Source organism: Sphingomonas sp. P4_G2, from assembly GCF_056401155.1.
In genome coordinates, this window is the sequence record NZ_JBFUJY010000002.1 from 441,121 (window position 1) to 465,627 (window position 24,507).

At 64.9% G+C, this 24,507-nt stretch carries 24 protein-coding genes; 7 read left to right on the top strand and 17 right to left on the bottom strand.

What is annotated here, in order from left to right; translation table 11 throughout:
* Window positions 1–74: 74 nt before the first annotated feature.
* The 5 genes from ntrX to dusB all read right to left on the bottom strand — a co-directional run bounded on the left by ntrX (window position 75) and on the right by dusB (window position 7,253).
* Complete coding sequence (gene ntrX / locus AC1DRD_RS07600; protein ID WP_478040913.1) at window positions 75–1,445, bottom strand: nitrogen assimilation response regulator NtrX; 1,371 nt, start codon at window positions 1,443–1,445, stop codon at window positions 75–77.
* On the bottom strand, window positions 1,442–3,697 hold the full coding sequence (locus tag AC1DRD_RS07605; protein ID WP_478040914.1) for a sensor histidine kinase NtrY-like: 2,256 nt from the start codon (window positions 3,695–3,697) through the stop codon (window positions 1,442–1,444). Before AC1DRD_RS07605 ends, ntrX begins: the two co-directional genes overlap by 4 nt.
* A 79-nt stretch (window positions 3,698–3,776) precedes the next feature.
* On the bottom strand, window positions 3,777–5,225 hold the full coding sequence (gene ntrC / locus AC1DRD_RS07610; RefSeq protein WP_478040915.1) for a nitrogen regulation protein NR(I): 1,449 nt from the start codon (window positions 5,223–5,225) through the stop codon (window positions 3,777–3,779).
* Complete coding sequence (locus tag AC1DRD_RS07615) at window positions 5,222–6,286, bottom strand: two-component system sensor histidine kinase NtrB (protein WP_478040916.1); 1,065 nt, start codon at window positions 6,284–6,286, stop codon at window positions 5,222–5,224. Before AC1DRD_RS07615 ends, ntrC begins: the two co-directional genes overlap by 4 nt.
* Window positions 6,255–7,253, bottom strand: a complete 999-nt coding sequence (dusB, locus tag AC1DRD_RS07620) for a tRNA dihydrouridine synthase DusB (RefSeq protein ID WP_478040917.1) — start codon at window positions 7,251–7,253, stop codon at window positions 6,255–6,257. The genes AC1DRD_RS07615 and dusB overlap by 32 nt, the downstream gene beginning before the upstream one ends.
* A 78-nt stretch (window positions 7,254–7,331) precedes the next feature.
* On the opposite strand from dusB, the gene AC1DRD_RS07625 reads away from it, so the two are divergent.
* Genes AC1DRD_RS07625 through AC1DRD_RS07635 form a run of 3 tightly spaced genes read left to right on the top strand, consistent with a single transcriptional unit; the run spans window position 7,332 to window position 9,533 of the window.
* Complete coding sequence (locus AC1DRD_RS07625) at window positions 7,332–8,450, top strand: bifunctional 2-C-methyl-D-erythritol 4-phosphate cytidylyltransferase/2-C-methyl-D-erythritol 2,4-cyclodiphosphate synthase (protein ID WP_478040918.1); 1,119 nt, start codon at window positions 7,332–7,334, stop codon at window positions 8,448–8,450.
* 10 nt (window positions 8,451–8,460) lie between these two features.
* Window positions 8,461–9,006 (top strand): hypothetical protein, encoded by a 546-nt coding sequence (locus AC1DRD_RS07630; RefSeq protein ID WP_478030141.1) that lies wholly within the window; start codon window positions 8,461–8,463, stop codon window positions 9,004–9,006.
* A complete protein-coding gene (locus tag AC1DRD_RS07635) occupies window positions 9,003–9,533 on the top strand; it encodes a CinA family protein (protein WP_478030142.1) in 531 nt (176 codons plus the stop codon). The genes AC1DRD_RS07630 and AC1DRD_RS07635 overlap by 4 nt, the downstream gene beginning before the upstream one ends.
* On the opposite strand, the gene AC1DRD_RS07640 is transcribed toward AC1DRD_RS07635, so the two are convergent.
* Window positions 9,470–9,952 carry a type II toxin-antitoxin system RatA family toxin gene (locus tag AC1DRD_RS07640; protein ID WP_478030143.1) on the bottom strand — a complete coding sequence of 161 codons (483 nt, stop codon included), beginning with the start codon at window positions 9,950–9,952 and terminating at the stop codon, window positions 9,470–9,472. The two genes, AC1DRD_RS07635 and AC1DRD_RS07640, sit on opposite strands and share 64 nt — an antisense overlap.
* 51 nt (window positions 9,953–10,003) lie before the next feature.
* Window positions 10,004–10,954 (bottom strand): lipoyl synthase, encoded by a 951-nt coding sequence (gene lipA / locus AC1DRD_RS07645; RefSeq protein WP_478040919.1) that lies wholly within the window; start codon window positions 10,952–10,954, stop codon window positions 10,004–10,006.
* 65 nt (window positions 10,955–11,019) lie between these two features.
* On the opposite strand from lipA, the gene AC1DRD_RS07650 reads away from it, so the two are divergent.
* Complete coding sequence (locus AC1DRD_RS07650; RefSeq protein ID WP_478040920.1) at window positions 11,020–11,649, top strand: carbonic anhydrase; 630 nt, start codon at window positions 11,020–11,022, stop codon at window positions 11,647–11,649.
* Window positions 11,650–11,658: 9 nt separating this feature from the next.
* Here AC1DRD_RS07650 and AC1DRD_RS07655 read toward each other — a convergent pair whose 3' ends face one another.
* From AC1DRD_RS07655 to aspS, 6 genes are all read right to left on the bottom strand, one after another.
* Complete coding sequence (locus AC1DRD_RS07655) at window positions 11,659–12,036, bottom strand: hypothetical protein (protein ID WP_478040921.1); 378 nt, start codon at window positions 12,034–12,036, stop codon at window positions 11,659–11,661.
* A 58-nt stretch (window positions 12,037–12,094) separates the two neighbouring features.
* Entirely contained in the window at window positions 12,095–13,450 is a 1,356-nt protein-coding gene (locus AC1DRD_RS07660; protein ID WP_478040922.1) for an FAD/NAD(P)-binding protein, read from the bottom strand.
* Between the two features lies 1 nt (window position 13,451).
* Window positions 13,452–13,739: a DUF6356 family protein gene (locus tag AC1DRD_RS07665; RefSeq protein ID WP_478040923.1), complete on the bottom strand. Its 288-nt coding sequence runs from the start codon at window positions 13,737–13,739 to the stop codon at window positions 13,452–13,454.
* A 23-nt stretch (window positions 13,740–13,762) separates the two neighbouring features.
* A complete protein-coding gene (locus AC1DRD_RS07670; RefSeq protein WP_478030148.1) occupies window positions 13,763–14,536 on the bottom strand; it encodes a polyphosphate kinase 2 family protein in 774 nt (257 codons plus the stop codon).
* A gap of 43 nt (window positions 14,537–14,579) precedes the next feature.
* The gene (locus tag AC1DRD_RS07675) at window positions 14,580–15,185 is read right to left on the bottom strand and encodes an NAD(P)-dependent oxidoreductase (protein ID WP_478040924.1); all 606 of its coding nucleotides are present in this window, start codon (window positions 15,183–15,185) and stop codon (window positions 14,580–14,582) included.
* Between the two features lie 89 nt (window positions 15,186–15,274).
* A complete protein-coding gene (aspS, locus tag AC1DRD_RS07680; RefSeq protein ID WP_478040925.1) occupies window positions 15,275–17,110 on the bottom strand; it encodes an aspartate--tRNA ligase in 1,836 nt (611 codons plus the stop codon).
* 171 nt (window positions 17,111–17,281) lie between these two features.
* Between aspS and rnd the strand changes: the two genes are divergently transcribed.
* Both rnd and AC1DRD_RS07690 read left to right on the top strand, forming a co-directional pair.
* Window positions 17,282–18,457 (top strand): ribonuclease D, encoded by a 1,176-nt coding sequence (rnd, locus tag AC1DRD_RS07685; protein ID WP_478040926.1) that lies wholly within the window; start codon window positions 17,282–17,284, stop codon window positions 18,455–18,457.
* Window positions 18,454–18,747 (top strand): I78 family peptidase inhibitor, encoded by a 294-nt coding sequence (locus AC1DRD_RS07690; RefSeq protein ID WP_478040927.1) that lies wholly within the window; start codon window positions 18,454–18,456, stop codon window positions 18,745–18,747. Before rnd ends, AC1DRD_RS07690 begins: the two co-directional genes overlap by 4 nt.
* A gap of 246 nt (window positions 18,748–18,993) precedes the next feature.
* Here AC1DRD_RS07690 and AC1DRD_RS07695 read toward each other — a convergent pair whose 3' ends face one another.
* A complete protein-coding gene (locus AC1DRD_RS07695; RefSeq protein WP_478040928.1) occupies window positions 18,994–20,259 on the bottom strand; it encodes a M24 family metallopeptidase in 1,266 nt (421 codons plus the stop codon).
* 75 nt (window positions 20,260–20,334) lie between these two features.
* On the opposite strand from AC1DRD_RS07695, the gene AC1DRD_RS07700 reads away from it, so the two are divergent.
* Window positions 20,335–21,642 carry a dicarboxylate/amino acid:cation symporter gene (locus tag AC1DRD_RS07700; protein WP_478030154.1) on the top strand — a complete coding sequence of 436 codons (1,308 nt, stop codon included), beginning with the start codon at window positions 20,335–20,337 and terminating at the stop codon, window positions 21,640–21,642.
* A gap of 4 nt (window positions 21,643–21,646) precedes the next feature.
* On the opposite strand, the gene AC1DRD_RS07705 is transcribed toward AC1DRD_RS07700, so the two are convergent.
* The 3 genes from AC1DRD_RS07705 to recA all read right to left on the bottom strand — a co-directional run bounded on the left by AC1DRD_RS07705 (window position 21,647) and on the right by recA (window position 24,458).
* Window positions 21,647–22,273 (bottom strand): glutathione S-transferase family protein, encoded by a 627-nt coding sequence (locus tag AC1DRD_RS07705; RefSeq protein ID WP_478040929.1) that lies wholly within the window; start codon window positions 22,271–22,273, stop codon window positions 21,647–21,649.
* Window positions 22,274–22,304: 31 nt separating this feature from the next.
* Entirely contained in the window at window positions 22,305–23,123 is an 819-nt protein-coding gene (locus AC1DRD_RS07710) for a class I SAM-dependent methyltransferase (protein WP_478040930.1), read from the bottom strand.
* A gap of 252 nt (window positions 23,124–23,375) precedes the next feature.
* Window positions 23,376–24,458: a recombinase RecA gene (recA, locus tag AC1DRD_RS07715; protein WP_478030157.1), complete on the bottom strand. Its 1,083-nt coding sequence runs from the start codon at window positions 24,456–24,458 to the stop codon at window positions 23,376–23,378.
* Between the last annotated feature and the right edge of the window lie 49 nt (window positions 24,459–24,507).

The window sequence follows — 24,507 nt, forward strand, 5'->3', positions numbered from 1 at the left end:
ATATAGGTGAGGCCCGGCCTCTGCGTCCAGCGTGCTTACGATGCTCCCAGGGGACACATCACATTGCACCGACCCTATTCGTCGCGGCTGTCGGTGATTCCCAGCAGCTTGAGCTTGCGGTGCAGCGCCGACCGCTCCATCCCGATGAAGGTCGCGGTGCGCGAAATATTGCCCGAAAAACGCCGGATCTGGACCTTGAGATATTCGCGTTCGAACGTCTCGCGCGCTTCGCGCAACGGCGCCCCCATCATCGCCGAGGCACCGGCCCCCTCGCCCGCGCCGCCCAGCACATCGGCCGGCAACAAATCGACGTCGATCCGCCCGATGCGATCTCCCGGAGCCAGGATGATCGTCCGTTCGACCACGTTCCGAAGCTGGCGGACATTGCCCGGCCATTCATAGCTTTGCAGCGCCACCATGGCGTCATCGGCGACTTCTGGCGTTGGCACGCGGCGTTCGGCGGCATAATGCGCGACGAAATGGTCGACCAGCGCAGGAATGTCCTCTCGGCGATCGGCCAAAGGCGGGATCGTGACCGGCACGACATTGAGCCGGTAATAGAGGTCCTCGCGAAACCGGCCTTCGGCGATTTCGCCCTGGAGGTCGCGTGCGGTCGCCGAGACGACGCGGACGTCGACCTTGACCGTGCGCGTGCCGCCGACCCGGGTGAAGCTCTGATCGGTCAGCACGCGCAGGATCCGGCCCTGCGTCGCGATCGGCATGTCGGCGATCTCGTCGAGGAACAAGGTCCCGCCATGGGCCTGTTCGAGCAGGCCGGTGCGTACCAGGTCGCCCGCTTCCTCGACGCCGAACAATTCCTCTTCGACCCGCTCAGGGATCATCCGCGCCGCGCTGACGACGATGAACGGCCCTTGGGTACGCTGGCTCCAGCTGTGCAGCAGGCGCGCGGCGACTTCCTTGCCGACTCCGGCCGATCCCATGATCAGTACGCGGCTGCCGGTGCCCGCGACACGCTTGAGCGTCGCGCGAACCGCGTTGATCGCGGTCGAGGTGCCGGTAAGATCGGTGTCGCGCCCGGTCGCCGCGCGCAAGGACGCGACTTCCTGGCGCAATTGCTCGGTTTCGGTGGCGCGGCCGACCATCAGCAGCAAGCGATCGGCGTTGAACGGCTTTTCGATGAAATCGACCGCGCCGCGCCGGATCGCGGCGACCGCAGTGTCGATATTGCCATGGCCGGAAATGACGAGCACCGGGATCGAGGCGTCCCGCCGCTTGATTTCCTCGAGCAATTCGAGTCCGTCGAGCCGCGATCCCTGCAGCCAGACGTCGAGCAATACCAGACTCGGCCGGCGCGTGGCGATCGCTTCCAGCGCGGCGTCGCTGTCGGCGGCGGCGCGCGTCTCATAGCCTTCGTCCTGCAGGACGCCGGCTACGAGTTCGCGAATGTCTTGCTCGTCGTCGACGACGAGGATGTCCAGGCTCATGATTTTTGTCCGGTACGGGTAAGCATCGCCAGCGCGCCTTCGCCCTTGCTGGTTTCCGCGGGGTCACGATTGTCTTCGAGCAGGGCGTCGAGTTGGAGGGTGTCGAACACGATCGTCACGACCGTCCCGCCGCCAGGGCGGTCGGCAAAGGCGATCGTGCCGCAATGTTCCTCGATGATCTTCTTGACGATCGCCAGGCCCAGGCCGGTGCCGCGCGCGCGCGTCGTCATATAGGGTTCGACGATGCGATCGCGCTCGAGCGGCAGTCCGATGCCGTTATCGCTGATCGTCGCGGTCATCAGACGCTCGCCATGATCGAGCGTGACGTTGATCTCGCCGGGCGGCGCATCCTCGCCGCGCGCCTCGATCGCCTCGACCGCATTCTTGATGATGTTGGTCAGCGCTTGGCCGATCTGGCGGCGATCGCAGACCAAAGGTGCGGCCTCCGGCGTATCGAGCCGGAAAGTGATATCGGAATGCGCGACTTCGTGCAGGAACACCGCCTGCCGCGTGAGGTCGATCAGCGATTCGGGGTGGAAGACCGGCTTGGGCATGCGCGCGAAGGACGAGAATTCGTCGACCATCCGACGCAGATCGCCGACCTGGCGCACGATCGTGTCGGTCAGCTGGGCGAACACGCCGTCCTTCTCGTCGATCGTCTTGCCATAGCGACGTTGCAGGCGCTCGGCGGCGAGCTGGATCGGGGTCAGCGGGTTCTTGATCTCATGCGCGATACGCCGCGCGACGTCGGACCATGCGGCGCGGCGCTGATCGAGCAATTGCTGCGTGATGTCGTCGAACGTCAGGACGCGGCCGTCCTCATCGGCGGTGATGCGCACCGCCAGCGTCCGCGGCTCGCCGCCCGTGGTCAATTGCACGATCGACTCGCGCGGGCCGCCCTCCAGCAACTCGGCGAGCTCGGGCGCGACGGCGACCAGTTGCGCGCCGACCGCCTCAGCTTCGTCGAGTTTCAGCTGGGCGACCGCGGAGGCGTTGAGCAGCCGGATCGTTCCGCCGCCATCGACCGAGATCACGCCGGCCGAGACGCCCGACATCACCGCCTCGATCAACGCGCGCCGGCTTTCAAGCGCCCCCGTCTGTTCCTGCAGTCTGAAGGTCATGCGGTTGAACGCATTGGCCAATGTGGCGACCTCGTCATCGGTGCGTGGATCGGGAACACGCGCAGTAAGGTCGCCATCGGCGACCCGCCGCGCGGCCGCCACCATTTCGCCAACCGGGCGGACCAGACGATCGGCGACGACCAACGCGATCCACACCGCGATCCCGACGATCAACAGTGCGACGATGAACAAGGCCGCGTTGAATTGCAGCTGTAGCGCACGGGCGCGCGCCTGAAGCGCCCGGAAATCGGCGACAACATCGTCGAACCGCTGCAATTGCCGGTTGGCCCCGCCCCCTTCGGTCACTCGGCCAGCGTAGAGCAATAGGCCGTCGACGCCCGGCACTGGCGCAACGACGCGGATACGATCGCCCTGGACGGTGACGACGCTGCGTTTGTCGCGCTGGACTGACGCTACCGCTACCGGGTCGATCTGCTTTTCGACACTGCCATATTCATCGACTCTGGTTAGGAACTGAATCTGGTTGTTGGCCTCGACCCGGAATAGCGCACCTTCGGACAATTGTCGGTTATAGAGTTGTAATGTTAGATAGTTGGTTAGTGTGTAACCATAAGGATCACGCTTACTGACGACGTTCTGCGGCGTTGCGGTGCGCAGCCATTCGGGGGTCCAATGCGCGGCGATATCATCGGCCGCCTGCAGCGCGTTGGCGTTCCAGTTGGAGAGTGATTGCTCGTAAGATTCCTGCGCCAATGTGGTGGCGTTCTTGAGCACGTTGCTGACGCGGTCGGACAGCCAGAACTCGACGCCATATTGGAACATCACCGAGGCGAAGATAACCGCGAGCACCGTCGGCACGGTGGCGATGGTTGAGAACAATGCGACCAGCCGGACGTGGAGCCGCCCTTCCCCGCCCGTGCCGGATTTCGCCACGCGGCTCTTCGCGATGCGGCGGCCGAGCAGCATGATCAATGCGACGCAGGGGCCGAGATTGACCACCAGCAACAAGGCAACGAGCGGCGGTGTCAGCAAGCGTTGCGGTGCGGCGCCGGCGCGCACGACGAAATAGGTGGCGACGGCGACCGCGATCGCCAGCACGAGCACGGTCAGCTCGAAAGCTGGGGTAATTCGGGGACGCCCGTCCCAGAAACGCCGGGGCGCGGCCGTCATGCTCTCGCCACTCATCGTTGCAGGAATACAACGGTTGCGTGGCAAGGAAAACACATATTTGACGTCAAACCGTCGTGGATCAGCCCCCGTCCGCCGTGCCGCCCGGATCTATGCCGAGCGTGTCGAGGCGTTTGCGCAGCGTATTGCGGTTGATCCCCATCGCGCGCGCCGCCCGCAATTGGTTGCCGCCATGGCGCGCCAGCATCGCCTCGATCAGCGGCCGTTCGACTTCGGCGATAATACGCTCATAGATCGTGCCGTCGTCGAGTTCGCGCGGATCTTCGCGCGCTATACGATCGAGGCGCGCTCGCACCGCTGAATCGAGATCGAGGGCGCCGACCGGTATTGCGGCCGAGGGCATGCCGATCACGCTGCCCAATTCGCCTGCGCCGATCACCTCATCGCGACTCAGTACCGCCAGTCGCCGCATGATGTTTTCGAGCTCGCGGACATTGCCGGGCCAGTCATGTGCCTCGAGTGCGACGATCGCCGCCTCGTCGAGGCGCTTGCGCGGAAGGCCGTTCTCGGCGGCGCGGTCGAGGAAGTGACGCGCGAGCAGCGCAATGTCCTGACGCCGTTCGCGCAAGGCAGGAAGAGTAACCGGTACGACATTGAGACGATAGAATAAATCTTCGCGAAATTGCCCCGACTGGACCAGCGCGTTGAGGTCGCGGTTGGTCGCGGCGACAATCCGCACGTCGGCCCTGATCGTCCGCGCACCACCCACCGTGGTGAACTCGCCCGATTGCAGCACCCGCAACAGCCGCGTTTGCGCCTCGAGCGGCATGTCGCCGATCTCGTCGAGGAACAATGTGCCCCCGGCGGCCTGCTCGAACCGACCGGCCGATCGCGCCTGCGCGCCGGTAAAGGCACCGCGTTCGTGGCCGAACAATTCCGCCTCGATCAGCTCGCGCGGGATTGCTGCCATGTTGATCGCCAGGAACGGCGCATGCGCGCGCGGACCGAGATCGTGGATGGCGCGCGCGACCAGTTCCTTGCCGGTCCCCGATTCGCCCGAGATCAGCACGGTCAGGTCGTTCGAGATCACCCGCGCGATGACGCGATAGACGTCCTGCATCGCCGGGGAGCGACCGATCAACGGCAGCGCGCGATCGGCGTCTTCCAGCGCTTCGGCGGTGCCGCCACCCTGGCGAGCGAGGGCACCATCCACCGCGCGGGTCAGATCGTCCAGATCGAACGGCTTGGGCAGATAGTCATAAGCGCCGACCTCGGTCGCGCGCACCGCGGTCGTCAGCGTATTCTGCGCCGATAGCACGATCACGGGCAGCTGCGGATAGGCCTGGACTAACCCCGCCACCATATCGAGGCCATTGCCGTCGGGCAGGACGACGTCGCTCACCACGACATCGGGCATCGCGGCGCGCAATTCGCGGTTGAACTCGGCCAGGCTCGCAGTCGTGGTGACGCGGTGTCCGGCACGGCGCAGCGCGTGCGCGACCACGGTGCGGATCGCCGAATCGTCGTCGAGCACCAGGATATTGCCCGATCGGCTCCCCGGTCGACTCATTGCGCGCGCGCCAGCAGGATACGGAAGATGGTCATTTCAGGCGCCCCTTCGCGCGAATATTGCACGACGCCGCCCATATCGCGCACCAATTTGTCGACCAACGCGAGGCCGAGCCCCTGCCCTTCGGGCTTGCTCGACACGAACGGACTGAACAAATGGTCGGCGATGTCGGCGGGCGCGCCGGGGCCATTGTCGATCACGCATAATTCGATCGGCAGACCGCGGCGCGGCCGGCCGGGACCGGCATCGACCGCCAGGCCGTGGCGATAAGCGGTTGAGATCAGGATGCGCGGCTTCTTGACGTCATCGAGCGCTTCTGCCGCGTTTTTCAACAGGTTGATGACAATCTGCAGCAGCGCGTCATTATCGGCGAGGACCGGCGGTAGCGACGGATCAAAGCTCTCCTCGATGGTGATCTCGCGCGCGAAACCGGTCTGGGCGACGCGCCGGGCATGATCGAGCAGTGGGTAGATGTTGGTCGGCTGCGGATTGACTTGGCGCCCCGTGAAATCCTGCATCTTGTCGATCAATGCGGCGATGCGGTCGACCTCGGTGGTGATCAACGTGGTGAGTTCGGCACCGGCGCCTTCGGCCGCAAGCAATTGCGCCGCACCGCGGATCCCGGAGAGCGGATTCTTGATCTCGTGGCCGAGCATCGCCGCCGCGCCGATTACCGCGCGCGCACCACTACGTTCGGCGGATTGGCCGACCTTGCGCGTGCCGCTGGTGGCGTGGAGCGCGATCGCGCGCCATCCGTCATGGTCCGCCACCGGTGTCTCGTAATAATCGACGCGCAGCCGGCCGGTGCGGTCGGTGCCGATATCGAAGTCGAACGCCGACACCGCGCGCCCGTCTCCCGCGCCGGGCGGTGGCGTCAAGACATCGCCAAGCGGCAGGCCGCGCATGGCGCGTTCGGATTGGTTGAGCAGCAACTCGCATTCGCCATTGGCATTGCGCACCAGTCCCTCGGGATCGACCACGAGGATGGCGATCGGCAATCCGGCGAAAAGCTCGGCGAAATTGGGCGAGTCAGGCAGCGGCGCGGGCTCGCCAGGGCGCATAGAAATCGGCCAGCATCGCCTTGACGCGATTGGCGTCAGGTTCCTGGTTCACCTTGTTACGGAACTCGGCCGAGCCGGGCAGGCCCTTGGTGTACCAGCCGATATGCTTGCGCATCATGTTGACGCCGGTTTCGGTGCCATAATGGTCGAGCATATCGTCATAATGCCCTGCGATGACATTATATTGTTCGTCGATCGAAGGCTCGGCGACTGCCCGGCCCTGTTGCAGGTACGCCATCACCTGCGCCAGCAGCCATGGTTTGCCGTAGGACCCGCGGCCGATCATCACGCCATCCGCGCCCGATAGCTCCAGCGCCTTCACCGCGTCTTCCGACGAACAGATGTCACCGTTGACGATCACCGGCACGTTCACCGCCTGCTTGACCGAGCGAACGAACCCCCAATCGGCCTCGCCCTTGTACATCTGGTTGCGCGTGCGACCATGGACGGTGACCATCTGCACGCCGAGATCCTCGGCGATCCGCGCGAGTTCGGGGGCATTGAGGCTGGCATGATCCCAGCCCATCCGCATCTTGAGCGTGACGGGAACCTTGACCGCCTTGACGCACGCCGCGACGATCGCGCTGGCGAGCTTGAGGTCGCGCATCAGCGCCGACCCGGCATCGCCATTGGTCACCTTGCGGACCGGGCAGCCCATATTGATGTCGACGATCGCCGCGCCCTTGTCTTCGGCGAGCTTGGCCGCCTCGCCCATCTCGAACGGCGTGCAGCCGACCAGCTGCATCGAGACCGGCTCCTCGATCGCATCCCACATCGCCTTTTGGATGGACTGGCGGGTTTCGCGGATCGCGGCCTGGCTGGCGATCATCTCGGTGACATTGAGCCCCGAGCCGAAGCGCCGCACGAGCCGACGGAACGGCAGATCGCTCACGCCCGTCATGGGTGCGAGGATCACCGGGGTCTCGATCCGGACGGGACCGACCTGGATGGGCGCGAGCTTGGTCATGTGCTTAAAAATCGGGCAGCGCATAGCTCGGCGCGATGGCGCTGGCAAGGTCGCGCGGGCTGCGCTAGGCGCGCGGCCATGTCTGCCGAAACCATTGCCCTGATCGTTGCCGCCGGAAAAGGCGAGCGGATCGGCGGCGATACGCCCAAACAATTCCTGCTGCTGGCCGGCCTGCCGCTGGTCGAGCATAGCCGGCGTGCGCTGGCCGCGCATCCGGGGATCGCCCGCGTCGTCACGGTCGTCGCGGCCGGCAACGAGCCATTCGTCGAGGGACAGACGGTCATCGGCGGCGCGACACGGCGCGAGTCGGTGTTGAACGGGCTGGAGGCGATCGGCGCCGCGAAACGCGTGTTGATCCACGATGCTGCGCGTCCGATCGTGCCCGCCGCGGTGATCGACCGGCTGCTGACGGCGTTGGATGACGCCAAGGGCGCGGTCCCTACTCTTCCCGTCGCCGACACGATTGCGGGCAAAGGCGATTGTCTCGGCGACACCGTCGATCGTTCGGCGCTGGTTCGCGTGCAGACGCCGCAGGCGTTCGACTACGCCGCCATCCTGGCCGCACATCGCGCCTGGCCGGTCGGCGAGGAAGCGACCGACGACGCGCAGATATTGCGCCGAGCGGGTCATAACGTCGCGATGATCGGTGGCGACCCCCTGCTCGACAAGATCACCTATCCCGGCGACATCGCGCTCGCCGAGGCCCGGTTGGGAGCCACTATGCGCGTCAGGACCGCGACCGGATACGACGTCCACCGCCTCGTCGCAGGCGAGCGTTTGTGGCTGGGCGGCGTGCTGATCCCGCACGACAAAGGTCTGTCGGGGCATAGCGACGCCGATGTCGCGCTCCACGCGATCACCGATGCCGTGCTGGGCACGATCGCCGCGGGCGATATCGGCCAGCATTTCCCGCCGAGCGATCCGCAGTGGAAAGGCGCCGAATCGGGGCAATTCCTCGAACACGCCGCGTCGCTGGTGGCGGCCAAGGGCGGCATGATCGATTTCGTCGATCTGACGATCATTTGCGAGGCCCCGAAGATCGGCCCATATCGTGACGCGATCCGCGATCGCGTCGCGGCGCTGTTGCGGGTGTCGCGCGAGCAGATTAGCGTCAAGGCGACGACGACCGAGCGGCTGGGGTTCACCGGCCGTGGCGAGGGGATTGCCGCACAGGCGGTGGTGACCATCAGGATCTAAGGGACAGGCAATGAAGATGTTGACGGGCGCGGCTATCGCGCTGTGGATGGGCATGACGGCGACGACCGCGCAGGCGACGGCCGAGGCGGCGCAGCCCTGCCTGACCGAGGCGGAGGCGCAATCACTGATCACCGCGGTGCTGCCGGACGTGTTCCAGCAGCTCGGCCGGACCTGCAGCACTGTACTGCCCGAGAACGCGACGCTGCGTGGCGGCCTGCCCCCGCTTGTCGCGCGCTACCAGGCGCCGGCGGATCTCGCCTGGCCGCAAGCGATGGCCGCGTTTGGCAAGATCGGGGGCAAGGATATGGCAGGGATCGATCCCAAATTGCTTCGTCCGATGATGGGGCCGATGATCGGAGGCGCGATTGCCCAGGACATCAAACCGCGGGATTGCCCGACGATCGACCGCGCGATTAACCTGATGTCGCCGCTGCCGCCCGCCAATACCGCCGGTCTGATCGTGCTGTTGGCGTCGGTCGCCGGCGGCAAGGATAAGAAGGACAGCCCGTTCTCGATCTGCCCGGCTGCTGCGGCGCCGGCAGCGATCCGCCCGTGAGCATCGACACCGTCCTGCCCGTCGAGCTCGTTACCCTGGCGCGCAAGGTCGTCGAGGCCAACAAGGCGCTCGGCCGCAAATTTGCGCTCGCGGAGAGCTGCACCGGGGGGTTGGTCGCCGCTGCGATCACCGAGATTCCCGGGTCGTCGGAAGTTCTGCTCGGCGGGTTCGTGACCTATTCGAACGAGTCGAAGGTGGATATGCTCCGCGTCAGCCATGACGTGCTCGACACGTTCGGCGCGGTGTCGATCGCGACCGCCTGGTCGATGGCGCAGGGCGCGCTGGAAGCGACCGACGCCGATCTCGCCGTGGCGATTACCGGCATTGCCGGGCCTGGCGGTGGCAGCGAGAAGAAACCGGTCGGCACCGTGGTGTTCGCGCGCGCCGAGCGCGACGCCGATCCGTCGGATGTCGTCGCCGACCGCAAGGATTTCGGCGATCTCGGCCGCGGCGGAGTCAGGCTTCAGGCGGCGCTGGTCGCGCTCGAATTGCTGATGCCGCGCGGATCGGACGTGCCCGCACCGTAGAGCTGGGCGGCGCGCATCTCGAACGCGCTGGTCATCCGGGTTAGCGCCGACGCGAAGACCTGCCCCGCGAGCATCTCGAACACCCGGTTCCTGAAGGCGAAGTCGACCGAGAAATCGACCTCACAGCCACCCGGCGCGGCGCGAAAATGCCAGTCGTTGCTGAGATATTTGAGCGGACCGTCGATATAATCGACATGGATCGTGGTCGGCCGCTCCTTCTTCACCTTCGACGTGAAGGTCTCGCGTAGCCCTTTGAACCCGACAATCAGGTCTGCGACCATCTCGGTCGGCGTATCGCTACGCAACCTGACCGCGCTGACCCAGGGCAGGAACTCCGCATAGCGACCGACATCGGCCACCAGGTCGAACATCTGTTCGGGTGTATAGGGAAGGAAGCGGGTTTCAGTGTGCCGCGGCATTAGCCTTATCCGTCATGCCAGCGTAAGCTGGCATCTTGAGCGGTGTCGGTCTCAATCGCCTGATACCCCAGCTTTCGCTGGGGCGACGGATGAGAGTTTCGCGTCGCGGTTCGCCTTCATCTTCGCGAAATCGTCGCCGGCATGGTAGCTCGACCGCGTCAGTGGCGACGAGGCGACCAGCAGAAACCCTTTGGCACGCGCGATCGCGGCATAAGCGTCGAACGCCTGGGGCGTGACGAAATCCATCACCTTGGTGTGGCGCGGCGTCGGCTGGAGATATTGCCCCATGGTCAGGAAATCGACATCGGCCGAGCGCATGTCGTCCATCACCTGGTGAACCTCGAGCCGCTCCTCGCCCAGTCCGAGCATGACGCCCGACTTGGTGAAGATCGACGGATCGAGCTTCTTGACCGACTCGAGCAGGCGCAACGACGCATAATAACGCGCGCCAGGGCGTATCGTCGGGTAGAGCCGCGGCACGGTTTCGAGATTATGATTGTAGACGTCCGGGCGTGCCGCGACGATCGCCTCGACCGCCGCTTCATGCTTGTTGCGGAAATCGGGCGTCAGGATCTCGATCGTCGTAGTCGGATTGGCCTTGCGGATCGCCTCGATCACCCGGACGAACTGTTTGGCGCCGCCATCGGGAAGGTCGTCGCGGTCGACCGAAGTCACCACGATATGCTGCAACCCCATCTGTGCCGCCGCATCGGCGACGTTTTGCGGCTCCATCGGGTCGACGGCGCGCGGCATGCCGGTCTTGACGTTGCAAAAGGCGCAGGCGCGCGTGCACGTATCGCCCAGGATCATCACCGTGGCGTGCTTCTTCGACCAGCACTCGCCGATATTGGGACAGGCCGCTTCCTCGCACACCGTCGTCAGGCTCTTCGCGCGCATCAGCGCACGCGTCTCGGCGAAACCGGCCGAAGTCGGCGCCTTGACGCGGATCCAGTCGGGCTTGCGCTGGCGCGGCTCGCGCGCGACGGAGGTGATCTCGTTCATAACCGCGCAGATAGCGATGCCGGCGCGCGCTTGCCACCCCCTCGTCATCTTGGCAAAGGCCGCGCATGGCCGACTTCGCAGACCTCATCACCGGATATCGTCGTTTTCGCGAGAATGGCTGGTCCCGCCAGCACGAGCGCTGGGCCCAATTGCGCGAGGCACAGAGCCCGCGCGTGATGGTCATTGCCTGTTCGGATAGCCGAGTCGATCCGGCGCAGATTTTCGATGCCTCGCCCGGGGAAATCTTTTCGGTCCGCAACATCGCCAACCTCGTCCCACCGTTCGAGCTCGGCGGCGGGCGCCATGGCGTGTCGGCCGCGCTCGAATTCGCGGTGACCCAATTGGAAGTCGAGGAAGTCGTCGTGCTCGGCCACGGCTCATGCGGCGGCGTCGCCGCGGCGTTGTCGAAGGCATTTGCGGGCGCTCCTCCCGGAGCAGGCGGCTTTATCGACCATTGGGTCGACATGCTGGATGAGGCGCGCGACCGCATCGTCGCGGAATACGGCACCGGACCCGAGGCGATCCGTGCGCTCGAGCTGGAAACGGTGCGAGTATCGCTGCGCAACCTGCGGACTTTCCCGTGTATTCCCGAGCGCGAGGCGGCAGGCACGCTCAAGCTGCGCGGCGCCTATTTTGCGATCGCCGACGGCGTGCTCCACGTCATGGACGACGAGGGCAGCTTCGCACCCGCCTGACGATCAAGGTCAGCCCGCGGCGGCATTTCCGATCGCAATACCTTGCCGGTAGTGATCCCAGTTGCGCTCCGCAGACTGGATCGCGACGACGAATGTTATCGCGAGCCCGATCAGTGACACGCTGACCGTCCATTGGCGGCTCGCCTGATCGAGCAAGTCACGACGAAACAAGCGCACGCCCTCGACGAAAGTCGAGATGACCATGAGCCCCCAGAATATCGCAACGACGGTGAGGAACATCCGCACCGTCAAGCCGGCCGCGAAGAATTTCAGCCCGACGGCGCCGAGTAGGATTGATAGCGGGATTGCGACCCCGAGGCCGTATTGAGACGAGGCAAGCCAGATAGCCAATGCCCAGAAACCGATGGCGAAAAGAATTCGTCCCACGCTTTGCCCTTTCTCGCCAAGGGCTTAATTGCGCGCAGTTAATAAGGAGTGAGGGTCGTCAGAGCCCTTCCCAGCCGACCCATTGCGCGTTGGACAGGCGCCGCGCGAGGTTCCAGGTCTGCTGCCGGATGTCAGGCACCGCGACGATTTCCCAGAAGGCGCCGCGCGTCATCGGCCCAAGCGCATAGAGCCAGTCGTTGCTGGTGCCGTCGGCGGCAATCGTTTGCGCGCGCGAATCGACGTCGAGCCCGAGATGCGCGGGATCGGGTCTGATCACGCCGCGCTGCTGCAACGTCGCGAGCAACGGCTCGGTCGTGCGGGTCAGATCGCCTTGCGGGCCGGTGCAGTTGATGATGCGCTGCGCGGTCAGCGTTTCGGGCGAGTCGCTGCCGCGGCGACGCCAGCTCACGTCGATGCCGCCGGCATCCTCGACCGCCGAGATCGTCTTGCCGGCAACGATCTCCAGTTGCCCGCGCGCCTGCATCGCGGCCAGGCGATCGGCGACGCTCGGCGCCAGGCGGTGGCGGTGCACGTCCCACCAGGGACGAAGGTGGCGGAGGAAACGCGCACGATCGGCATCGCTGCCATTCGCCCACATCGCCTGAGTATAAGGGCGCAACTCGTCGACCGCATTGCGCCATCCGATCGCATCGCCGCGCTCGCGGACCCTGCGGACCAGGTCGGACGGCGGCGCGACCGGACGCTCGGCGAGCTTGGGGACCATCGGGCCGGGCGAATCGTGGCGATGCGGCACCAGCCCGCGCCGTGACAGCGCGACGATCCGTCCCTTGAACCCACTTGAGTCGAGCAGCAGCGCGATGTCGACCATCGTCAGCCCGGTACCGATCAACAGCACCGTGTCGTCGTCGCTGAGCCCGAGCGGCACGCTGCGATCCCAGGGATCGCTCTTGTAGCGCTCGTCCGACAGGCCGGCTCCGGCAAAGCCAGGCGGATCGTGCGGCGGCAGGTTGCCTACCGCGAGCACCGCTGTGTCGGCGGCGATCGTCGCGCCATCGGCCAGCGAAACGCGCGCGCCGTCGCCCGATCGCACCACATCGGTGACATCGCCGTGCACGACCTTCAGGCGGTCGCCGCCACTGGCCAGCGCCCTTGCCAGCAGGTCACGCAAATAGGTCCCATAAGTGACGCGCTGGACGAAGGTCGCGCCAGCGTCGCCCTCGCCATTCTCGGCGAGCCAGCGGACGAAATGATCGGGATCGTCGGGCAGCGCGCTCATATTGGCGGCGCGCACGTTGAGTACATGGTCGGGATAGGCCGCACCGTAAGCCAGCCCCTCCCCCGGCACGGGCGCGCGTTCGATCAGCGTTGCGCTGGGACCGTCGTGGCGCAGCAGGTTGATCGCCTGCAATGTGCCCGAAAAGCCCGCGCCGACAATGGCGACGTGGCGGATCATGTCAGATCTCGTATTCGAGCTGCCAATCGGGCTCGGTAAAGGCCGGCGGCCGTTGCTGATAAGCGGGCTGACGCGACTTCATGCGCCCATAGAGCGCCTTGACGGTGTTACTCGCGGTGCGGGTGAACAGCGCCGGCACGATCCCATGGATCAGGCAGGCGCACCCGCCTCCGATCATCCGGAGGCCGAAGCTGAACGCGGTCGCGGCATGCTCGGGATAGGATTCGCCGATGCTGCGGGGGTGGCTCAGGAAGATGCGGTCGAACATGCGCCATGGTAACGCCGACATGCCGCCGCGTGAACCGGGTGATTTCAGATCCCCAAAGCCTTGCGCGCCAGCTTCTCAAGTTCCGGGTCGAGCGGTGGCGGGTCCATCGGGACGTGCGCTTCCAGCCGGTCGGCAATGGCGTCGAGCGCGGCGATGCGTGCCGATTGCTTGTCATTGCCGTCGATCGCGATCCACGGTGCCCAGCGCGTGTCGGTGCGGCGGAACATCTCCGCCATCGCGTCGAGATAGTCGTCTCGCTTGTCGCGGTTGCGATAGTCCTCGGCGCCGGTCTTCCAGCGCTTCCAGGGATGTTCGAGCCGCGCCTTCAGCCGCTCGTCCTGTTCCTCCTGCGTCACATGGACGAACAGTTTGACGATCGTGGTGCCCGAATCGGATTGCTGCGCCTCGAACTCGTTGATCTCGTCATAGCCGCGGCGCCATTGCGCCTCGGTCGCGAAATTCTCGACCCGCTCGACCAGCACGCGGCCATACCAGGAGCGGTCAAACACGCCGATATTGCCGTCTCCGGGCAGGCGTCGCCAGAAACGCCAAAGGAAGTGGCGCGCCAGCTCCTCCGCGGTCGGTGCCTTGGTCGGCCAGACCTGGAAATTGCGCGGGTCCCATTCGGCGGTCAGGCGCTGGATGATCCCGCCTTTGCCCGCCGCGTCCCAGCCTTCGAGCAGCACGACCGCGCGGCGCTTGTGCAGGATGTGCGCGACCTGAATATGCGCCAGTCGCTTCTGCACCTTGGCGAGATCGTCGGCATAGTCGCCGGCATATTTCTCGCCTTTCTCGAAATCCTTGAGATCGATCGTCATGCGGCCGTTCTAGCCCCGCCGAACCGCCTCCGTCGAGCGGCGTTCAGGATGCGACGGCGAAACGCTCACGATGATGCCGGGGCCTCTCGATCTCGTCGGCCATGGCGATCGCATAATCGACGAAGCTGATAAAGCTGTTGCCGTCCTTGTCGGTCAGCAGGTCGTCCTTGCCGGTGCGATACGTCCCCGTCCGCGGGCCAGTGTCGAACACCATGGCAGGTGAGAGAAACGTCCAATCGGGACCGGCGCTGGCCTTGAGCGCATCGAGGAACGCGATCCCCGCCCCCGCCTCGGCACGATAAGCGTCGGGAAAATGGGGCGAGTCGAACAAGCGCTTGCCGTCGCCGGTCTTCAGGCCGGCCGCGCCGCCCACGACGAGGAAGCGCGGAACGCCCGACGCCGTGACGGCGGCGATCAGCGCCTGCGCGTCGGTATCGGCGAAGCGCATCGCGCTGACGACGGCATCCTGGCCCCGCAACGCGGTGGTCAACGCCGCCGAATCGCTCGCGTCGAGCGCCAGCGGCGTGACATGATCGGCGGCCGGACCCGGTTTCCGCGAGATCGCCAAGACGTCATGGCCACGCCGCGCGAGTTCGGCGGCGATCTCCGACCCCGCCCTGCCCGTCGCTCCCAATATTGCGATCTTCATCGTCCGATCTCCGTCTATCCGGGCACGACCCTAGGAGAGGGACGCCGGCGCGGAAAGCGGATGATCGGAAACGCTGGGTTGTCGCGCGCTCAGCCCGCAGCCGGATCCACCGCCTCGGTGACCGGCGAAGCCTTGGAGGCGCTCGGCTGGTCGACCAGGCGGATATTGAGTTCGCGCAACTGCTTCGCGGTGGCGAAGTTGGGCGCGCCCATCATCAGATCCTCGGCCTTTTGCGTCATCGGGAAAACGATGACTTCGCGGATATTGGGCTCGTCGGCCAGCAGCATGACGATGCGGTCGACGCCCGGCGCCGACCCGCCGTGCGGCGGCGCGCCGAACTTGAAGGCGTTGATCATGCCGGCGAAATTGGTGTCGACATCCTGCTGGGTGTAGCCGGCGATCTCGAACGCCTTGTACATGATCTCGGGCCGGTGGTTCCGGATCGCGCCCGACGACAGTTCCACGCCGTTGCAGACGATGTCGTACTGGAACGCCAGGATATCGAGCGGATCCTTGGTTTCCAGCGCCTCCAACTCACCCTGCGGCATCGAGAACGGGTTGTGGCTGAAATCGACCTTCTTGGCGTCCGCGTCATATTCGAACATCGGGAAGTCGACGATCCAGCAGAATTCGAACCTTTTGTCGTCGATCAGCTCCAGCTGCTCAGCAACGCGGGTGCGCGCCAGGCCGGCGAGCTTGGCCGCCTGCGCTTCCTTGCCGGCGGCGAAGAACACGCCGTCGTCGGGGCCGAGCCCCAACGCCTCGGCGATCTTCACCATGCCTTCCTCACCATGATTATTGGCGATCGGCCCGCCGAATACGCCGCCCTTGCGTGTCGCATAGCCGAGACCGGCAAAGCCTTCCGACTGTGCCCAGCTGTTCATGTCATCGAAGAATTTGCGGCTCTTTTCCGCCGTACCGGGCGCCGGAATGGCGCGGACGACGTCGCCCGCCTCGACGATCGAAGCGAAGCGGCCGAAGCCCGAACCCCTGAACAGCTCGGACACGTCGGTGATCAGGATCGGGTTGCGCAAATCGGGCTTGTCGTTGCCGTATTTCAGCATCGATTCCTTGTACGGAATGCGCTTGAACGGCAGCGGGCTGACGGTGCGGCCCTTGCCCTGCCAGTTGGCGAATTCTTCGAACACGCCGTGCAGCACCGGCTCGATTGCGGCGAACACGTCGTCCTGGGTGACGTAGCTCATCTCGAAATCGAGCTGGTAGAATTCACCCGGGCTGCGGTCGGCGCGCGCGTCCTCGTCGCGGAAACACGGCGCGATCTGGAAATAGCGGTCGAAGCCGGCGACCATCAGCAATTGCTTGAACATCTGCGGCGCCTGGGGAAGCGCGTAGAACTTGCCCGGATGGACGCGGCTCGGCACCAGATAGTCGCGTGCGCCTTCCGGGCTCGACGCGGTCAGGATCGGCGTCTGGAACTCGGTGAAGCCCTGATCGATCATTCGGCGGCGTAGGCTCGAAATCACGTTCGAGCGCAGCACGATGTTGTTGTGGAGCCGCTCGCGACGCAGATCGAGGAAACGATAGCGAAGGCGGATGTCCTCGGGATAGTCGGCCTCGCCGGCGACCGGCATCGGCAGTTCAGCGGCAGCCGACTGGACCGTCACGGCGCGGGCGAACACTTCGATCTCGCCGGTCGCCAGGTTCGGATTGGCGGTACCCTCGGCGCGCGCCTTGACCACGCCGTCGATCGTCACGACCGATTCCGCGCGCAGACCTTCCAGGATCGGCAAGGCCGGCGAATCGCTGTCGGCGACGACCTGGGTAATGCCGTAATGGTCGCGCAGATCGACGAACAGCACGCCGCCATGGTCGCGCTTGCGATGCACCCAGCCCGACAGGCGGACGTCCTGGCCGACATTGGCGGCAGTCAGTGCGGCGCAATTGTGCGTACGATAGGCGTGCATGGCGTAATCTCTGACTACGTCGCCCCAGCGAAAGCTGGGGTCTCAGGCCACGAGCGAAACGGGTGTGGCACGAGATCCCAGCGTTCGCTGGGATGACGGTTGATGGAAAGCCGCGCGCATTCCCTTCACACAGGCCTTTGTCAAGCGCGCGAGCCTCGCTATGGGGTCAAGATGCATATCCATGGCCTGATCGAGGATAACGCCGCCCTCGCCAATCTCTGCGCGCGAATCTCTCAATCGAACTTCGTCTGCGTCGACACCGAGTTCATGCGCGAAAGCACGTTCTGGCCGGAGCTTTGCCTGATCCAGATCGCCGACGCCAACGAGGCGGCGGCGATCGATCCGATGACTCCGGGCATCGACCTCAAGCCCCTGCTCGACCTGCTGGTCGACAATGAGGACGTGCTCAAGGTGTTCCATGCCGGCGGGCAGGACATCGAGATCATCTACAATCTCACTGCCAAGACGCCGCACCCGCTGTTCGATACGCAGATCGCGGCGATGGCGCTCGGGCAAGGCGAGCAGATCGGCTATTCCAACCTGGTCGACAGCTGGCTGGGGATTCAGGTCGACAAGGGCGCGCGGTTCACCGACTGGGGGCGCCGCCCGCTCGAGGAACGCCAGATCGTCTATGCGATCGCTGACGTGACGCATCTCGCGGAAATATTCCCCCGCATGCTCGACAAGCTGCGCAAGACCGGCCGCGGCGCCTGGCTCGACCAGGAAATGGAGCGGCTGGCGGACCCGGCCAATTATGCCAACGATCCCGACCTCGCGTGGAAGCGCGTGCGCATTGCCGGGCGCAAACCCGACGTGCTTGGCCGGCTGAAGTCGCTGGCGCGCTGGCGCGAGATGGAAGCGCGGGGCAAGAACTTGCCGCGCGGTCGCATCGTCAAGGATGAGACGCTCGCCGACCTCGCCAGCCATCCGCCGCGCAAACAGGCCGATCTGGCACGCGTGCGCGGGCTATCCGCTACCTGGGCGGGCAACGATATCGGCGCGCGGCTGATGGCGGCGCTCGACGATGCCAAGCCGATGACCAATGACGAAATGCCGCCGCGCGACGACCGCAAGCCCGGCCTCGGCAAGGAAGGATCGCTGGTCGCCGATCTGCTCAAATTGCTGCTCAAGATCCGCTCGCGCGATATCGATGTCGCATCCCGGCTGCTCGCGCGGTCGGAGGAACTGGAAGCGCTGGCAGCCGGGCAACGCGACGGGCTGTCGATCCTGACCGGCTGGCGCTTCGATCAGTTCGGCCGCGATGCGCTCGACCTGGTCGAAGGCCGGTTGGCGTTCGCGGTCAAGAACGGCAAGCTTCGCATGACCCGGACGGAGGATGCGCAATGAAGAAGAGCCTGATCGTCGCTTTTGCCCTCACCATGTTTGCGGTGGCTGCGTGCGCGCCGGTCGCACCGCTGCCCGGCGTGCCGACTGGCGAATGTTCGGCCAAGGGTCTTGGAAATCTGGTCGGGCACATCGCTACACCCTCGTTAGTCAACCGCGCCAAGCGGCGGTCGGGCGCATCGGTTACACGCGTGCTGCGACCGGGCCAAATGGTGACGATGGAATATCTGAACGGTCGTCTCAACGTCAATGTCGACGAGAAGAACCGGGTAAAGAGTTTCAGCTGCGGCTGAGTTTGCCCTCTCCCGCTTGCGGGTGCGCCGGGTCGGTCATGCCCCCGGCATGACCTGAACAGCGCGGGGCGCTGTTCACCCGGTGCAGGTTGGGTGAGGGTCTTCTTTCTTCTTCCAGGCGGTTGGAGCCAAAAAAGAAGAAAGAAGACCCTCACCTTCCCACCGCTTCGCGGCGGGCCCCTCCCTCTCCCGCAAGCGGGCGAGGGAATTAAGGTCGCGAGCAGGTGGCTGCCGCCGCCCGTATGACTACCGGAACGGCATGTCGATCGAGACAGGCGGCTCGCTGAACCATTTCGGCCCGGTGTCGGTCATGTGGAAGCAATCCTCCAGCCGCACGCCGAACTTGCCCGGGATGTAGATGCCAGGTTCGTTGGAGAAGCACATGCCCGGCGCGAGCGGGGTCGTTTCGCCGCGCACCAGATTGACCGGCTCGTGTCCGTCGAGCCCGATGCCGTGCCCGGTGCGGTGCGAACAGCCGGGAAGCTTGTAGCCCGGGCCATAGCCGAAACTCTCATAGAGCTTGCGGATCGCGACATCGACACTGCCCGCCGGCACGCCGAGCCGCGCTGCGGCGAGCGCGGTCTGCTGGCCCTGATGGACCTGGTTCCAGACCAGGCGCTGCTCCTTACTGACCGCCCCGTAGACGAAGGTGCGCGAGACGTCGGATTGATAGCCCTGCACGGTACAGCCGCAATCCATCAACACGATCTGGCCGGCATCGACCTTGTGCACCGCTTGCGTGCCATGCGGATAGGCCGCGGCCTCGCCGATCAGCACCAGGCTGAACTCCGGGCTGCCGCCCAGCTTGCGCGTCGCGGCGTCCATGATCGCGCCGATATCACGCCCGGTCATGCCCTTTTCGACCCGCTTATGGGTCCAGCGATAGGCCGCGATCGTCACATCGGTGGCGAGCTGCATCAGCGCGAGTTCGGCCGGCGTCTTGATCATGCGGCAGCCGCGCACGACCGGGTTGGCCGAGACGATCTTCGCGCCGGGCATAGCGTGCGCGAGCATGTCGGGGATGAAGAAGCGAACGGTTTCCTCGATTCCAACCGGGCGCGCGGCGAGCTTGCGATCCTTGAGCAAACCGGCGACGACCTTGAGCGGATCCTCGTCCTCCTGCCACACCCGCACCTCGGCGGGGATGGCAAGTGTCTCGCGCATCCGCGGTTCCTCGAAATAGGGCGAGATGATGCATGGCTCGCCCTCGACCGGCAGCACGGCGAGCAAGGCGCGCTCGCTGCGACCCCAGCGGATGCCAGTGAAATAGAGCAAGGACGATCCCGGCTCGATCAATACCGCGCCGATGCCGTGTTGCTTCATCAGCGCCTGTGCGCGGTCGAGCCGGCGGCGGCGCTCGTCGGCGCCAATCGCGACCGCGCCCATCGTCATGTCCTGCAACTCGGACAGATCGGGCTCGGCGGCACGGGCCGCGCCAGAGACGAACAAGGGAGCGGCGGCAGCAGCAGCGAGTACCGCGCGGCGGCCGGGTAAAAAGTGGGAATTGGGCATGGCTGTAACGATAGGGTTCTTGACCGCGGCCTCGCAATCCCCTTTCCCTGCGTCACCAAAATGGGGAGAGTTATTTTGGCCAAGCGCCTGACGACCTACATCTTGATCGCCTTGGTGCTGGGCCTGATTGTGGGCTGGGTCACGAATGCTGCCTTCGGCGGCAGTCATCCCACGCCCGATCAAGCCGCCACGCTGGCGACCATCGCCAAATGGCTGGGCCTGATCACCACGATCTTCCTCAAGCTGATCAAGATGATCATCGCGCCGTTGGTGTTCGGCACCCTGGTGGTCGGGATCGCGCATATGGGCGACACTGGAGCGCTAGGCCGGGTGGGGTTGAAATCGCTCGGCTGGTTCGTCTGCGCTAGCCTGTTGTCGCTCACCCTTGGCTTGGTCCTCGTCCACATCCTCCAGCCGGGTGCCGGGCTCAACATGCCGCTGCCGGCGATCAACGCCGCAACCGACATCGACAAGAGCAAGTTCGACCCGATCCAGATCATCGGCCACATCTTTCCCAGCTCGATCGTCGATGCCATGGCGCAGAACGACATCCTTCAGATCGTGATCTTCTCGGTGTTCTTCGGCGTCGCGATCACTGCGGTCGGCGAGCGCGCCGCGCCGCTGGTCAAGGCGGCCGAGGCGCTGACCAAGGTCATGCTGCAGATCACCGATTATGTGATGCGCCTCGCACCCCTCGCGGTGTTCGCGGCGGTGGCAAATGCGCTGGTCGAGCGTGGGCCGGAAGTGATCGGCAAGCTCGGCTATTTCATGCTGTGCGTCTATATCGGCCTGGCATTGCTCTGGATCATGCTGGGCCTGCTCGCCTGGCTGTTCGTCGGACGCCGTTCGGTGTCGCTGTTCCGTTATATCCGCGAGCCGGTGCTGGTCGCGTTCTCCGCAGCGTCTTCCGAGGCCGCCTTCCCGCGCACGCTGGAGGCACTCGACCGGTTTGGCGTGCCGTCACGGATTTCGAGCTTCGTGTTGCCGCTGGGCTATTCGTTCAATCTCGACGGCTCGATGATGTACATGACCTTCGCCTCGCTGTTCATCGCGCAGGCCTATGGCATCCAGCTCGATCTCGGTACGCAAATCTTCATGCTGTTGACGTTGATGATCACGTCGAAGGGGATTGCCGGCGTCCCGCGCGCCAGCCTTGTGGTCATCGCCGCGACGCTGAATCAGTTCAAACTGCCCGAGGCAGGGATATTGCTCGTGCTCGCGGTCGATCACTTCCTCGACATGGGACGGTCGGCGACCAACGTCGTCGGCAACGCGATCGCGGCAAGCGTGGTGGCGCGTTGGGAAGGCGCGCTCGATCCCGAAAAGCCCGCCGAGATCGAGCCACCGCACGCGCCCAGCCACGGGCTGAGCGGCGAGCGTTAAGCACTCAGGCGTAGGCGTAAGGACCGCCCTTTTCGAGCGCCACCTGATAGGCCGGGCGCGCATGCACCTTGTCGAGCCAGGCGATCGTCGCGGGGCGTGATGGGCCAAGTCCTGCCCGGCTTCGTGCCGCTTCGAGCGGAAAACTCATCATGATGTCGGCGGCGGTCATCTCGTCGCCGGCGAACCAGGGCCGTTGCGCCAATTCGCTTTCGACATAATCGAGATGGACGTCGATCATCGGCTGGATACGCTTCGCCGCGGTCTTGCCCATCACCGGAATGCGGTTTACCACGAGCATCACCAGCAACGGCGGCATCATCGATCCTTCGGCATAGTGCAGGAACTGGCGATAGCGCAGCACGTCGTCGCGATGCGCGGGCGGCCCCAGCCGACCATCGCCTTTCTCGACCAGATATTCGCAGATCGCCCCGGTCTCGACGACCATCCGACCGTCATCCTCGAGCACGGGCGACTTGCCGAGCGGGTGAACCTTGCGCAGCGCCGGCGGCGCGAGCATCGTCTTCGCGTCGCGCTGATAATATTTGATCTCATAAGGTAGCCCGAGTTCCTCGAGCATCCATAGGATGCGCTGCGACCGCGAATTGTTGAGATGATGGACGATCAGCGTCACGATGTTCCTCCCGGCCTTATTTATGAAATTCTCAGACGGGCCGGCACGACCATATCCAAGCCGAGGCGGGGAAATCCACCGTGTCGTTGCGGAGGCGCGTCGCCAGCGCATCGCGCAACCGCTCGCGACCGGCTTCCCGAGCCGCGTCATCGAGCCCGCGAAGCTGAGCTGCCGCGGGTCCGATCCGGCTGAAAAAGGCGAGCGCCTCGTCGACTGCGTGGCCCCCCTCGCCTGCCCGATACGAATAATCGACCGGCTGCGCATCGCCGGTCCAACCGCTCGCTTGCAGAATGGCGCGGACACGATCGGCGTCCGAGAAGGCGAAGGGCCCCGGCGATGTTCCGGGTTTTTGCGGCGCCGCGCCGGTCACCGCAGTCGCGGTCTCGATCGCCCATGGATTGTGCGTCACGTCGCGAAAGCAGGAGAAGACCAGATGCGCGTCGGCCGTTACCGCACACCGCAGCCTGGCGAAGGCGGCAATTGGATCATCGAAGAACATCACGCCATGCCGCGAGAACAGAAGGTCGGCGGTGATGTCGCCCAACTCGCTTGCGTCTCCGACCTCGAAGCGGAGGTTGGGATAAGCTGCTCCTCGCCCCCGCGCTGTCTCGACGAGGTTCCGCGAAAGATCGATCCCGAGCACCGTTAGAGCGAGGCGAGCAGCCGCCAGCGCGATCGCCGTACCGCCAGCGCCGCACCCTATATCGACCGCAGTGCCGGTCTCCGGCGCAGCGTCGAGAATCGCTGCGTTCAGATGGGGCGATAAATTGGCGAAGCTCAGATCGGTGCGGCGCCATTCGTCCGCCCAGGTATCGCCGACCCGCCCCGCCCAATCATACGCCAATGTCATTCGACTCTCCCGTTTTGATCCCCACCTGCCGCAGCGATGGATCATCCGCGGCGCTCTATGCACCGCAACAGTGGAGAGCCCAACAATATCGGCAAGCGGAAGCCCAAATATGAAAGGCCCGCCAACGTGGGCGGGCCTTTCCGGGAGTTGCGGCGGAGGGGGGAATCGCCGCTGGGGGTTGTGCCGGTAACGAAACAACTGCGAGTTGGTTGCATTGCAGCAAATTTTTTCCGCGCTGCCTCGAAAGTCGTATCAGAGTTCGTCGTCGCCGCTGTCGTCGTCCAGGCCGCCGACCATCATCTCTTCGGCAACTTCTGCCGTACGATTGCGGATGGCGCGTTCGAGCCGCTCGGCGACGTCGGGGTTTTCCTTGAGGTAATTCTTCGAGTTCTCGCGGCCCTGGCCGATGCGGATCGAGTCGTAGCTGAACCAAGCACCCGACTTCTCGACCAGCCCGGCCTTGACGCCGAGATCGAGGATTTCGCCGATCTTGGAAATGCCCTCGCCGTACATGATGTCGAATTCGACCTGCTTGAACGGTGGCGCGACCTTGTTCTTGACGACCTTCACCCGGGTGGTGTTGCCGACGATATCGTCGCGATCCTTGATCTGGCCGGTGCGGCGGATGTCGAGGCGGACCGAGGCGTAGAATTTGAGCGCGTTGCCGCCCGTCGTCGTCTCCGGATTGCCGTACATCACGCCAATCTTCATGCGCAGCTGGTTGATGAAGATCACCATGCAGCGCGAGCGGCTGATCGATCCGGTCAGCTTGCGCAGCGACTGCGACATCAAGCGGGCCTGCAAGCCAACATGGCTGTCGCCCATCTCACCCTCGATTTCGGCGCGCGGCACCAACGCTGCGACCGAGTCGACCACCAGCACGTCGATCGCGTTCGATCGCACCAGCGTATCGACGATCTCGAGCGCCTGCTCTCCGGTATCGGGCTGCGACACGATCAACTCGTCGATATTGACGCCCAGTTTCTTGGCATAGACAGGGTCGAGCGCGTGCTCGGCATCGACGAACGCCGCCGTCCCGCCGCCACGCTGGGCTTCGGCGATGACATGAAGCGCGAGCGTCGTCTTGCCCGAGCTTTCCGGTCCGTACACTTCGATCACGCGGCCGCGCGGCAAGCCGCCGACGCCGAGCGCGATGTCGAGGCCCAAGCTGCCGGTCGAGATCGATTCGACCTGCATCGTCTCTTTGGATCCCAGCCGCATCGCCGAGCCCTTGCCGAACGCGCGATCGATCTGAGCCAGCGCAGCTTCGAGTGCTTTTTGCCGGTCGGTATTTTGCGATGCCATGCCGTCGATAACTTTCAGAGAAGCTGCCATTGATAAGGCCTCCGCGCTAGCCGGGTTAGCACCGGCGTTCAATCGTGTT